This window comes from Alishewanella jeotgali KCTC 22429, assembly GCF_000245735.1.
Taxonomy (GTDB): Bacteria; Pseudomonadota; Gammaproteobacteria; order Enterobacterales; family Alteromonadaceae; genus Alishewanella; species Alishewanella jeotgali.
This window is the reverse complement of the sequence record NZ_AHTH01000005.1, coordinates 329,197-341,023: the sequence shown is the minus strand read 5'-3', so window position 1 is coordinate 341,023 and position 11,827 is coordinate 329,197. Positions and strand designations below refer to the sequence as shown.

At 43.8% G+C, this 11,827-nt stretch carries 12 protein-coding genes; 9 read left to right on the top strand and 3 right to left on the bottom strand.

Annotated features, from left to right (window positions below; genetic code table 11):
• Window positions 1–37: 37 nt before the first annotated feature.
• The 3 genes from tnpA to tnpC are packed head-to-tail and all read left to right on the top strand — an operon-like array spanning window position 38 to window position 2,338.
• Window positions 38–415 (top strand): IS66-like element accessory protein TnpA, encoded by a 378-nt coding sequence (gene tnpA, locus AJE_RS03110; RefSeq protein ID WP_008606916.1) that lies wholly within the window; start codon window positions 38–40, stop codon window positions 413–415.
• Window positions 412–759 (top strand): IS66 family insertion sequence element accessory protein TnpB, encoded by a 348-nt coding sequence (gene tnpB, locus AJE_RS03105; protein WP_008606915.1) that lies wholly within the window; start codon window positions 412–414, stop codon window positions 757–759. Before tnpA ends, tnpB begins: the two co-directional genes overlap by 4 nt.
• Window positions 760–808: 49 nt before the next feature.
• Complete coding sequence (gene tnpC, locus AJE_RS03100; protein WP_039927826.1) at window positions 809–2,338, top strand: IS66 family transposase; 1,530 nt, start codon at window positions 809–811, stop codon at window positions 2,336–2,338.
• Between the two features lie 235 nt (window positions 2,339–2,573).
• On the opposite strand, the gene AJE_RS03095 is transcribed toward tnpC, so the two are convergent.
• Together AJE_RS03095 and AJE_RS03090 are read right to left on the bottom strand one after the other, a co-directional pair.
• On the bottom strand, window positions 2,574–3,467 hold the full coding sequence (locus AJE_RS03095; RefSeq protein WP_050858377.1) for a hydrolase 1, exosortase A system-associated: 894 nt from the start codon (window positions 3,465–3,467) through the stop codon (window positions 2,574–2,576).
• Window positions 3,464–4,129 (bottom strand): alpha/beta hydrolase family protein, encoded by a 666-nt coding sequence (locus AJE_RS03090; RefSeq protein ID WP_202799366.1) that lies wholly within the window; start codon window positions 4,127–4,129, stop codon window positions 3,464–3,466. Before AJE_RS03090 ends, AJE_RS03095 begins: the two co-directional genes overlap by 4 nt.
• 374 nt (window positions 4,130–4,503) lie before the next feature.
• Here AJE_RS03090 and AJE_RS03085 point away from each other — a divergent pair, with 374 nt between their 5' ends.
• A complete protein-coding gene (locus AJE_RS03085) occupies window positions 4,504–5,622 on the top strand; it encodes a DegT/DnrJ/EryC1/StrS family aminotransferase (RefSeq protein WP_008949617.1) in 1,119 nt (372 codons plus the stop codon).
• Window positions 5,622–6,665 (top strand): GNAT family N-acetyltransferase, encoded by a 1,044-nt coding sequence (locus AJE_RS03080; RefSeq protein ID WP_008949616.1) that lies wholly within the window; start codon window positions 5,622–5,624, stop codon window positions 6,663–6,665. The genes AJE_RS03085 and AJE_RS03080 overlap by 1 nt, the downstream gene beginning before the upstream one ends.
• 28 nt (window positions 6,666–6,693) lie before the next feature.
• On the opposite strand, the gene AJE_RS03075 is transcribed toward AJE_RS03080, so the two are convergent.
• Window positions 6,694–7,623: a polysaccharide deacetylase family protein gene (locus tag AJE_RS03075; RefSeq protein WP_008949615.1), complete on the bottom strand. Its 930-nt coding sequence runs from the start codon at window positions 7,621–7,623 to the stop codon at window positions 6,694–6,696.
• A gap of 243 nt (window positions 7,624–7,866) precedes the next feature.
• Here AJE_RS03075 and AJE_RS03070 point away from each other — a divergent pair, with 243 nt between their 5' ends.
• From AJE_RS03070 to AJE_RS03055, 4 genes are read left to right on the top strand one after another with little or no spacing between them, the layout of a single operon-like run.
• On the top strand, window positions 7,867–8,589 hold the full coding sequence (locus AJE_RS03070) for a tetratricopeptide repeat protein (protein WP_008949614.1): 723 nt from the start codon (window positions 7,867–7,869) through the stop codon (window positions 8,587–8,589).
• 5 nt (window positions 8,590–8,594) lie between these two features.
• On the top strand, window positions 8,595–9,857 hold the full coding sequence (locus tag AJE_RS03065; protein WP_237709300.1) for a 3-deoxy-D-manno-octulosonic acid transferase: 1,263 nt from the start codon (window positions 8,595–8,597) through the stop codon (window positions 9,855–9,857).
• Window position 9,858: 1 nt separating this feature from the next.
• The gene (locus AJE_RS03060; protein ID WP_008949612.1) at window positions 9,859–10,758 is read left to right on the top strand and encodes a hypothetical protein; all 900 of its coding nucleotides are present in this window, start codon (window positions 9,859–9,861) and stop codon (window positions 10,756–10,758) included.
• 30 nt (window positions 10,759–10,788) lie between these two features.
• A complete protein-coding gene (locus AJE_RS03055) occupies window positions 10,789–11,802 on the top strand; it encodes a polysaccharide pyruvyl transferase family protein (RefSeq protein ID WP_008949611.1) in 1,014 nt (337 codons plus the stop codon).
• Window positions 11,803–11,827 lie beyond the last annotated feature (25 nt).

Sequence of the window (11,827 nt, the reverse complement as noted above, 5' to 3'; positions counted from 1 at the left end):
CATAGTGCTCACTGTTGCCAACTGTGAGGACTTATGAATGACAGCTTTAAAACACCCCGATGTGCGCCGGGTCTTTTCCCCTGAGTTTAAATGGCAGATTGTCCGAGAATCCAAAGAGCGTACACTGTCCGTTTCTGAATTAGCCCGCAAATACGATGTGAACACCAACCAGGTATTTCGCTGGATGCGTGAAGCTGAGGCGGGTCAGGCTTTGTGGGTCAGACGCGCTAAAGGTGAACCGGATGCGCCTGTAGCTGCTTCAGCTTTTCTACCTGTCAGCGTCCGCCCGGCTAATGCAGCAGCCCCCGTTTTGCCTAAAGCTGCCATCACGGTGTCATTTCGAAGTGGTCATCAGTTGATGTTGCACGAGGCGACACCGGCCCTGTTAGCGCAACTGGTGGCAGCGTTATCATGATGATGTTATCGCGTGATGTGCGTATCTGGCTGTGTGCGGGTTTCACCGATATGCGCAAAGGGTTTGATGGCCTGGCTGCCATGGCGCAGCACGTCCTGCAAAAAGACCCTTTCAGTGGTCATGTGTTTGTCTTTCGCGGACGGCGTAGTGACCGGGTGAAATTACTGTGGTGGGATGGTCAGGGCTTGTGTTTATTCTACAAGCGTCTTGAGCAGGGACAGTTCGTCTGGCCTGTCGCAAAATCCGGTGCTGTGCATTTAACCCAAGCGGAGTTAGCGCTACTGCTTGAAGGCTTAGACTGGCGTCCGCCCGCCAGAAAAAATACGCCAAAAAACACAGCTTAAATACAATTAATCAATGAGTTATCCATCGCTTTTTGCTATAATACGCCGCATGAAAATGCTGGCACCTACCTTACCCAATGACCCGAAACAGTTGCAGGCGATTATCCTGCAACTGCAGGAAACGCTTGCCCAGCAAGACACGGTTATTGCGTCATTACGCCATCAATTAGCTGTATTAAAGCGCGCCCGTTTTGGTCGTTCCTCGGAGCATCTGGACAAGCAAATCCATCAACTGGAATTGCAGTTAGAAGAGCTGGAGATGCAGACGGCCGCCTTACCGAAACTTACCGATGGCGCTGTCGAAGAGAAAGCCACTGCGCGTCGTCGTGTGACCTTACCGGCACAGTTACCACGTGAAGAAAAGCGTGTTGATGCACCTTGCCAGTGTCCGGCATGTCAGGGCGAATTAACCCATATCGGTGAGGATGTCTCTGAAATGTTGGATGTCGTACCCGCATCTTATCGGGTTATCCGCATTGTACGCCCTAAGTTCAGCTGCCAGCACTGCGACACGCTGGTACAAGGTCAGGCTCCGGAGCGGGTGATTAAAAAAGGCCTGGCCAGCGCAGCATTGCTGACACAAGTGATTGTCGATAAATACCTCGACCATCAACCACTGTACCGTCAGGCTGAGCGGATGGAGCGGGAAGGCATTGATATCGAGCGCTCGACGCTGGCAGACTGGGTTGGTCAATCCGGTGCATTATTAACGCCCCTTGCTGAGGCGATTGGACGCCATGTCAAAGCCGGTCAACATATCTATGCGGATGACACGACCGCGCCAACCTTATCACCAGGAAAAGGCCGCACGCAAACCGGTCGCTATTGGACGTATGTGCGTGATGGTCGTTCCTGGGGCGATACCACACCGCCTGCCGTGTGGCTGCAATACAGTGAAGATAGAAAAAGTCTGCACCCCACTGCCCATTTAACCGGGTATAAAGGTTCGCTGCAGGCTGATGCCTATGCCGGTTACAATGCCTTATACCAAAACCACATCACCCAGCATGGTTGTTGGGCCCATGTGCGGCGTAAGTTCTATGACATTACCCAATCCGGCCCGTCCCCCTTGGCAGAAGAAGCCCTGACCATAATCCAATCACTGTATGTGATTGAGAAACAGGCGCGAGGGCAACCACCGGATGAACGACAGCGCCTGCGAAGTCTGCAGGCAAAACCTATCCTGGTACAGTTTAACAACTGGTTACAGACAACCCTGCGCACCTTATCAAAAGGCTCTGCGTTGTCTAAAGCTATCCAATATGCACTAAAGCAATGGGACGCGTTGGTGGCGTACGTGGATAATGGTTATGCTGAGATAGATAACAACAGTGCGGAGCGGTCATTACGGCCCATCGCCCTGGGTCGGAAAAACTACCTGTTTGCCGGCTCTGTTGGCGGAGGGGAACGGGCCGCCGTGCTGTATTCGATACTTGGCACCGCCAAGCTCAATGGCATCAATCCCAATGCGTATTTAACTGCCGTGTTAAAACGTATCGGTAATCATCCGATCAACCGCATTGATGAACTGTTACCCTGGAACATCGACTTATCTGTCCAGCCAGGTGATGCGATCTAAGACACTAAGTGTCCACTAAAAATTAAGTGGACACTTAAATTAGAACACCTACCTGTGATCGCCGGACGCTTACGGTTATGCATGTCTATGTCGCAAATAACACAAGAATGGATCGCGTTTTTGTAGACAAGTGCGACCCAGGTGGAGAAATAAACCATCCAATAAAACCCGAACTAATACCAAGAGTTAAGCGTGAACTCAAAAAAATGCTCAGTCTTCTGCTGTAGCTTTAGTTCTAGTTATCGATTATTACATCAGAGGTATTTTTTACAAAACCTATAGTGCATTGTTCAACTCTCTGGCGCCAGATAGCGCTGGCAAAAGTATGGTTTGCATCAGGCAAATGTTCCCTTGCTGAATGCTTTAAACATTGCTGCCAATTTTGATCAGCAGCACATAGCTCGAGAAACTCTTGTGCGGTTAAATCATTGCCACTGGTGATAACCAGTACTTTGCCACCAAAGCTTTGCCAGCCGCTAAGCATTGCTGAAACGTAAGTTTGCTCGGTTACATGTAAAGTAGTGGGGCGAGGAAGGTTATTGGTTTGAGGTTTAGCCCGGCTGGCCTTAAGGGTTTGCGTTAAAGAGGCCAGACTGTCTGTCAGTTTTAAACCGCCTTTAAGCAGTTTTTGCCAAAATTCTTTGCTGATTAAACGCTTCAGGTAATAGTGCTTAAGCATGGTTTGGGCATGGCTTTGTGTTTGTCGAACCCAGGGATTTAATAGAACGACTCCGCTAATCCTTGAATCTGGCCGGTTTAGCTTAATTAAAATAGCACTGGCGGCATCACATAGCCCCCAGAGCACCAGCTGCTTCAGCTGTGGACAGGTCATAAAAAAGTGTTCGATAGCCAGTTCTATGTCAGCACTTTGTTGAAAAAAGGGCTTCGCTTTACCGCCACTGTCGCCCATGCCGGAGGTATCCAGTCGCATTGAGATTATGCCTTGTGCGGCAAGTGCCCGACTTAATTTCACAAATTGCCGGTGGCTGCCTACACGGTATTGCGGCCCTCCAACTAGGACCAATACCCCGATATCTATTGACTCCGTACCCGAATTCAATTCAGGCGTATGCAGTATTGCACTGAGAGCAGAATTTTCGGTATTTATATTGATATAACGTTCTGTCATGCTGGCATCGTCGTGAGCTGATGAATTGTAAGTCTAATAAGTTCATCTGCGCTGGCCAACTCATTGGTTTGCCAGTAAGGATCTGCTTTTAGCTGATAAAATTGTAGCTCACAGACGTGCTGAAGCGTATCCCGCATTTTTTGCACTGGCAGGGCAATGCTGTCCAGTTGTGAGGTTTCAAACCAGCTCACTGCTAGAGAGTTAAGTGCCGTAGGTAACTGCGTTTGCATCTTTAGCAAACTTTGGTAAAACGCCGGGCTGATTGGATAGCCGGCAATTTCGATAGTGTTTCCATTATTAAGCTGCTGCTCGAGTTCTTTTTGGCTTAGTTTCTCGCCTCTAGCCATCGCCTCTGCCACTCTAATTCTGGCAAATTGCTGCCAGAATTTAGCCACTTCAAAAAAGGGTTGCCATAACACTATCTGTTTAACGGTAAGTGGCATGGGGGAAGAGTTTAACAGATCAAATAGTTGTAAGGCGCCAAAACGGATGGCGACAAAGCTAACTTCGGTAAAGCCTTGTTGTTGCAATTGCCGCAGCAGTTGTACGATGTCTTCGCGCCAAATGGCTGTAGATGCGGTATCCAGATCTCCCTCACTATCGCCGGTGCCATAATTATCCAGCATAAAACAACTCAACCCAGCCGCAGAGAGTTGACGCATGGTGTTGCCGACCAGATGCCGGGTTTTATTTATTTCTTCGGCGAAGGGGGGAAGGGCGATAACGGCTGAAGTCGAATCTAGAAATATGTGTGTCAGTAAAAAGCACCGACCACAGCTTAGTTCAATAAAGCCATTTCGTAGAGCGCTATTAGGTATTGCCAGGTCCTTTTGCATTTGCTCTCCTGAAATTCTATGTCACTATAATGCTTGGCTATGTGCAGCGCTTCAGGTAATAAAGCCATAATTTAGATATTACCTTGCATACTTCAGCAAACCAAGTAGTACAATTTAAAGTAAAGCTTATAAAGCAAGGTTGTACGGCTTTGGTGCTTAATGTTAGCATGACTGTTATGTTATTAGGGGGCTCGTTACACATGGATGTTAAATTTTCCCCTGTCATTGCAAATGCGACAAACTTTCCGGAAGCAGTTATCCGAGCTACACCAGGCTTTGGTTTAACCGACATTTTTCCGCTTTGGCAGCCAGACACGCTAAAACAATGTACTTTTACCCGCAATGGTCGCGCCGCAATTGGCATTGCTGCACTTCAGCTTATGCAACAAGGACTGACGAATACCGTACTACTGCCCGCTTATCATTGCCCGGCCTTGGTTGAGCCTTTTCTTTGGTCAGGATATCAGGTTAAATTTTATCCAGTGAAAACTGATTTAACGGTCGATTTAACGCTGTTCCAAAGTTTGTTAACGCCCGACGTTACTCACTGTTTGCTCGTGCGTTTTTTTGGCTTTAAGCAAAATATTGAGCAATTAATCGCACTTGGCAGCGCGGCGAATAAAGTGATTATTGAAGACTGTGCCCATGCACTAAATGATTTTATTACCGGCTTGCAACAGCCTGACCCACGGATTGCCGCCCGAATCACTAGTATTAATAAAATGTTACCTACCATAGATGGTGGTCTGTTATACATGCACGACCAACCAACCTTGCAGCCGCAGCACTGTAGTTGGTATGAGGAACTCAAAGGCATTGCTTTTTTACTAAGGATATCCAAGCTGATAAGGAAAGTCAGTAGGCGCAAGCCTGACGTGTTAAATGTCAAAGCCTCTACATGCTCTGAAAGATCGGTTTATAAGTATTTTCAGCCATCAGATCTCACTTCTGCCAGTTTTAGACACACTAAGCAGATCTTGCGATGCAGTAATCTGGACGTTGTTAAAGCGAGACGCCAAGCAAATTACCTTTATCTGGTGCATGCTTTGACAGATACCACAGCAGGTCGTTGTCTCTATCCAGCTGTTGGTGATGAAGCACCTTATGTATTGCCATTTTTACTGCGAAATGAACAAGATTTTCAGCGTCTGCGAATGCAAAGAATTCAGGTGTTGCGTTGGGAGGAGATTGCAGCCAGCGACTGCTTGGTCAGCGAAAGTTATCGTAGCCGCTTGGTTCAGCTTCCTTGTCATCATAAATTAAAACCAGCTGATTTAGATTACATCATCAACGCAATACATAACCTCGGTGAAAATTGATGAGAAGCACTCTATATAGTATAGAAAAATTTGCTGATTTTAGTCGTCGATGGGATACGCTGAATCAACAAACTCAAAACCAAGCCATTCTGGATGCGGATTTCGTCAGTTGTCTGATAGCGCACTTTTTTAAGGGTAGTGAGCAGCTAGTGGTGGTGGAGCAGGCTGATGAGCCGGTCTTTATTGGCTTTTTTGAACGTTGCGGCTTTGGCTGCTGGCAAACTGTTATGCCATCGCAAGCGCCATTAGGCTTATGGCTTGCAGCACAACATCAGATAACTGAATCTTTGTTGCAACAGATTGCCAGAGCATTGCCTGGTCTTGTTTTGCAAGTTGATTTACTGCAAGCAGATTCACGGCAATTGCAGGTAGATGTCAATATTTACCAACAGTTTTATATTGAAACCGGTAACAGAGCGGTTCCAATTCACTATGATGATTTTACAAAAAGTATTGGTAAGAATTTGCGGCAGAACTGCAATAAAGCTTATAACCGAGCTGAGCGTGACAATGAGAGATTGGAGTCCGCATTGATAATTAATGTTGATGATATCGCTGATGGTGTTCTTTGCTACGCGAAAATAGAGAGTCAGAGTTGGAAAGCCAAAGAGGGTACAGCTTTAAGTCCTAATAATGCTCAAAGTAGATTTTACCAAGAGATGATGACAACCCTGGCGCGGCGTAACGCTGCTTGCATCTGGTATTTTATGGTCTCTGGAAAGGTTGCTGCAGTGGATTTATGCGTGATTAAAGATAAAAGCCTGATTATTTTGAAAACGACTTTTGATGAGCAATACTCCCGTTATTCACCTGCGCTACTGCTTAAGCTGGATATGCTGAAGCACTATGCCGCTCATCCTGAGCTTGGGGTAAATAATATTGAGTTTTATGGTAAAGCAATGGACTGGCATAAAAGGTTAAACTCTGATCTGAGATCAATAGTGCATTTAAGTTGGCAATCTACCCGATTGTTAAAGTGGATGGTGCGAAAATTAAAGCAGCGCAAACAAAGCAAAATTCCTACTCAACCACAAGCAGAGTAAACACAGGTAATGGCATCGAGAGGACGGATTAGAAGTACCTCATGACTAATCTTAGATGAAACCGCAGTGGTGTCTTATCCCAGGGAGTAAAGCGCTTTAGCTTTAGGCGTTGTGTTACTGGCGTTGAAATACCCCAGTTGGTGACTACCGCACTACTAAAACCGGCATTTTGTACCAATTTTACCGTTACATCATCAAAGTCGACTCCCTCAACTCCATTTGGATAAGCAAAATGCAGTACCGGCTGTTTTAACCAAGTTTCAAGCTGTTGTTTTGATTTCTGAATTTCTGCAAGCTGCTCGTGTTCTGGCAGTACTTTTAAAATGGGGTGGTTAACCGTATGAGCGCCAATAGTTATGCCGCATTCAGACAGTTGCCTGATTTGTTCTGCCGTCATCATCAAAGCACTTTGCTCGCTCGCATTATTTTGTTGATAAAGCAGGTCAATTTGTTCTAGTCGCTGAGCCAAAGGTAGATATTTTAGCTTTTTTAACCATTGCTGGGCTTTAGTGCGTCTATCATCCCAATCGCCCAGTGTCAGGATTTCGTCATTTAGCTGTAACTGCTGTTTCTGTGGATCTGCAAACAGATGGATTAACCGGTCGTTCCACATATTGCGGCCGTGGCTAAAACCGGTAGCAACATACACCGTAGCCGGTATACCATATTTAGCCAGTATCGGCTGGGCTACCGTCAGATTGTTCAGGTACCCATCATCGAAGGTCACGCAAACTGAATTTCTTGGTAGGGTATTTTGTTCAAGATGGTGTAACGCCTGGTCAAGCGATAATGGACAAAAATACTTACTTAATAATTGCATTTGCCAGTCAAACACCGCTGCAGTTGGCTCGCTGGGGCGCATAGGGTCGGGTTCGGCCAGCACCTGATGATAAATAAGAATGCTAAGCTTGTTTCGGCTAAGCTGGTTTGCCAGTTTTTCTAATGCGTTATGTAGCAAGATAATTTCCTTTAAACAACGAAGTTGTTTTACTTAGCTGTGCTCCGACATCAATGACGGATATCCTAATACCATGCAAGCTGCTTATCTACTTAAAGTTACACACCTTAAAAGTTATCATAAATTCAAAAATGAACCTTAAGTTTCCAAGATGGATATTACTAGCAGTGTTGACCAATTGGCTGGAAATTAACCGGGATTATGCTTACACTTTAAGCTAAAGGCCAGCATGGAGGGTCGTTAATGTTTAAGTCGATTGCGTTTGTTTTAGGCACTTTTTTTCCATTTTATGGGGCGTACGCGAGTTTTACGGAACAATGCGAACCGCTAACAATAAATAAGAATGGCCCCCCCTTTAGTTATCACGACTACTCGGCGCAAGCACGCGAACGTTTACGTTTAGCGGAAGGAGCTCACTTTACACAAAGTGTTCGTTCAGGGATCTCTGGAAACTCGGGTTCGCTAATTGGCGATTTGCACTTTGTACTCACTGTTTTCCCCAACCATCCACATGCTCTTGCAATAATGGCAGATGTTCAGCAACGGCCAGGGTTTTCGAGACAGCATCCGTTGCGAAGAGACTACTATTACCCTACAACTAATTGTTACTTTCAAAGAGCATTACAGATTGCGCCAACTGATGCTGGGGTCCATTTGGTTATGGCGATTCATTTGCATAAACAGAAACAGTACCAGCAAGCTAAAACTAGCTATCTTAATGCAATACAGCTTAAACCTAATGCTGCCGAAGCTCATTACAATTTGGGTTTACTACTGAACACTATGAATGAACTTGATGACGCATTAAAGCATGCTCATATAGCCTATTCACTGGGCTATCCACTACCTGGCTTACGTAATTTACTTAAACAAAGAGGAGTCTGGAGAGAACCTGAACAGGAAAATTCGACTGATAATAAAGGCTCTACAAAGTACTTTGAGACTTTAAGCTTGCAGTGGTCTTGAATAAAGTGACAATTATTCCAGAAATCGTCCGGTGGCTTGTTTATTCTATCCTTCACCGTATATTGCATGGCCGGTGCGATAAAGCGATTTTTAGATCCGCTCCCCCAAAAGAGACAGAATCATTTTGCTGGATTTTTTGCTCTACCATTGGCGAGCTCAATGCCTGTAAATTATTAATACAACATTACTGTAGTACCGGTAAAGTACTGCTTCTAACAGACAGGGAAATCTATGTTGATAGTTTTAAAAGTCAATTTCCGATGGCTGAAGTTGCAGTTGCAGATATAGACTTCCGTAAAACTGCGCTGACAATTAGCCGCTATCCGCCGCACTTAGCCATAGTATGTGAAATACCAGTGTTACTTCATGATGCTCCTTGTCGATTATCTTATGGCGTACTACGAGCTTTAAAAAAATATCAGGTTCGTATCTGTCTGGTAAACGGCTGGTTGTATGGTTATAAACCAGCGTGTAAGCAAGATTACATAGAAAAACTGTTGTTTGAGCAGGATTACCTTAACTGCTTTGATATTCTGTCTGTACAAACCGATGAGGTAAAACAGGTGTTAATTTCGCAAGGTGCCTATGCCCACAGGGTAGTGGTCACTGGCAATATGAAATACGACAACTTGAATGCCAACTTAGTATTGACGGCTCAGACGCAAGAGTTGCTTGATATGCTTAAACACTACAACCAGTTGTTTGTAGCCGGTTGTGTAACAGATGTGTGGGAGTATAACTTTGTTGTCTCAGCTTTTGTCAAAGCTAGGCAAAATCAGCCTGATCTTAAACTGATTATAGCGCCTCGTCACCCTGAAAAACCAGAGCAGTTAGCGGCACTGGTGGGAATACTGCAGCAAAATATCTTGCAATACGATTTCCGAAGCATGATAGCAGCATCTTGGCAGCTAAAAGACGTACTGATCATAGATACTTTTGGCGAGCTTAAAGCTTTTTACTCTATAGCCAGCTTATGTTACGTCGGTATTAACCATAATATTCTTGAACCACTTAGCCTAGGTAAGTCGGTTGCGGTGCTTGAAAATTGGGAGCCTCGTTATCCAAGTTATCCCGTATTTAAGATTGCAGAGAGCAACAGCATGATTTTTCTGGTGGAATCTGAAGAGGACTTGGCAGAATTCCTTACTCAGTCTGCAGGGAATAGGTATTCATCACAAAAAGTGCTTAATAAACTACAGATTTTGTCAGGTGCGTTTTCCCGTAATTTAGAGCAGATTAGTATGTTAGTTAGCATAAAAGGCAATTAATATGAAAAACAGACTCAGTATACTGTCAAATGCTAGTAAAGCTGATATTTTTAGTGAACCTTATCCTCATATTATTATAAAGAATGCGCTAGACCCAACAGTGTTTAAGAGACTAGCAGATGAATATCCTGATCCCGCTATAGTACTAAATGGAAGAGAGAAAAAAGATACTTGGTACGATTATCCTGCATGTTCTGCTCTGCAAAATAATAATATATCGCCAATTTGGCAAGAATTTTTGGCTTATCACACTTCTTCTGCTTTTTATCAGGAGTTATTACAGCTGTTTGGCGATATTATCAAGCAATGGCATCCGCAGCTAGAGCAGACGTTTGGTAAGAGGCTGGAAGATTTCTCCATTAGTATGCGACAAAACGGTGCAGCAGATAACCCGAAAAACTATTTGTCAGACGTATCACTGGAATGCCAGTTCTATGTGAATTATACCGAGCAGTCAAAAGCAGTGCGAGGGCCTCATGTTGACCGGCCAACAGAGTTGTTCGCGGCGTTGTTGTATTTCCGTCAAGATGACGATGATTCCATAGGTAGTAATCTTGATGTATGTCAGGCAATTGATCCTGCGCATGTGCACCCCGGTAAAAAAATTCTGGTCGATCATTTGCCTATGGAAGTAGAGCCGAAAAAAGTTTCGGTAGTGCGCACCGCAGAGTATGAGGCCAACACGCTGGTTTTATTTATCAATTCAGAAAAGTCGATTCATGCAGTATCCCCTAGAACTGCTACGAAAACTCCACGCAAGCATATTAATTTTACAGCGGATTTATTTTCGTTAAATGATAAAGGGCTTTTTAAGGTAGTACATCGTACCGATAAAAGGCTAAAAAATTGGTTAGCTGATAAGCCAGTAATCTGGCGTCTAGCTAAATTTATTTCAAATTGATCTATCAAATATTAGTGTTAGGTGTGTTAATTGAAAAAACTCAATATCGTTGTAATTGGTTACTACGGAAAGCTAAATGCTGGAGATGATATCTTGATGCAGGCGATCAGTTATCTTTTTAAAGAGCATAATTTAATGTTTACCAGTTGGTTTCCCGGTCTGTCGTTGCTAAATGCCAGTGATCTTATTTTGGTTGGTGGTGGGAGTATCTGGCCGGGTAATTATTTCTTTCAATTGGGTGACTCTTTGATCAAGAAACTAAAGACGCCATATATGATAATTGGTGTGTCGACGAAAAACGCAAATCAATCCATACTGTCTAAAAATAAAAGGCTGATTGAAAAAGCTGAGCTATTCTTGGTCAGAGACGATGCGAGCAAGTATGTCCTTGGTGATCTTGAAAAAATAATGACGGGTACAGATTTGTTTTGGACCATGCCGTATGAAATAGATCGAACCAATATAGATGAAACTTTCTCGATAGGGGTCAACTTTAGGCTTTGGAATAATAATACATCTGACTACAAAAATCTCACCGAAGTTGTAAATAGCGCTGGTGATGTTATTCCTTTCCCGATGTATTTTGGTTCCCAAATTCATGAATCTTCTGCAACTATGTCAGACTTTGAGTTATTAAAAGAATTAGGTTTTGAAAATGTTTTCCCTTGTTTTTCTGCCAAAGCGCTTGAGAGATGTCATGTAATGGTCGCTATGCGATTCCATTCAGTGCTGATGTCTGTTAGAGCCGGTATACCAACAATTGGTTTTGATTATCATCCTAAAGTGAAAGCATTTTATGAAGAAAATGGACTTATGAATTTTTGTATTAACCTTGGAGATGCAGAGGGTCTTAAAAGACTGATATATGAAATTAAAAGTAACTATGAATCTGCATCTAAAGATTTCAGATTGGTCTCTGAAAAACTAAAGATTAAAGGTGAGCACACAAAATCAATAATTGATATAAAACTGGCTAATATTAGTAAGAAGAAAATATCCTTCAAATCAAAGCTAAAAGAAAAAATAATTAACCTACTGGTTTAGTAATAGTTTTCCGACTAAAATACAA

What these genes read in the sequence shown, in the direction of transcription:
- tnpA (WP_008606916.1), top strand. Translation starts at nt 38, where the DNA reads ATGACAGCTTTAAAACACCCCGATGTGCGCCGGGTCTTTTCCCCTGAG.
- tnpB (WP_008606915.1), top strand. Translation starts at nt 412, where the DNA reads ATGATGATGTTATCGCGTGATGTGCGTATCTGGCTGTGTGCGGGTTTC.
- tnpC (WP_039927826.1), top strand. Translation starts at nt 809, where the DNA reads ATGAAAATGCTGGCACCTACCTTACCCAATGACCCGAAACAGTTGCAG.
- AJE_RS03095 (WP_050858377.1), bottom strand. Translation starts at nt 3,467, where the DNA reads ATGACAGAACGTTATATCAATATAAATACCGAAAATTCTGCTCTCAGT.
- AJE_RS03090 (WP_202799366.1), bottom strand. Translation starts at nt 4,129, where the DNA reads ATGCGTCAACTCTCTGCGGCTGGGTTGAGTTGTTTTATGCTGGATAAT.
- AJE_RS03085 (WP_008949617.1), top strand. Translation starts at nt 4,504, where the DNA reads ATGGATGTTAAATTTTCCCCTGTCATTGCAAATGCGACAAACTTTCCG.
- AJE_RS03080 (WP_008949616.1), top strand. Translation starts at nt 5,622, where the DNA reads ATGAGAAGCACTCTATATAGTATAGAAAAATTTGCTGATTTTAGTCGT.
- AJE_RS03070 (WP_008949614.1), top strand. Translation starts at nt 7,867, where the DNA reads ATGTTTAAGTCGATTGCGTTTGTTTTAGGCACTTTTTTTCCATTTTAT.
- AJE_RS03060 (WP_008949612.1), top strand. Translation starts at nt 9,859, where the DNA reads ATGAAAAACAGACTCAGTATACTGTCAAATGCTAGTAAAGCTGATATT.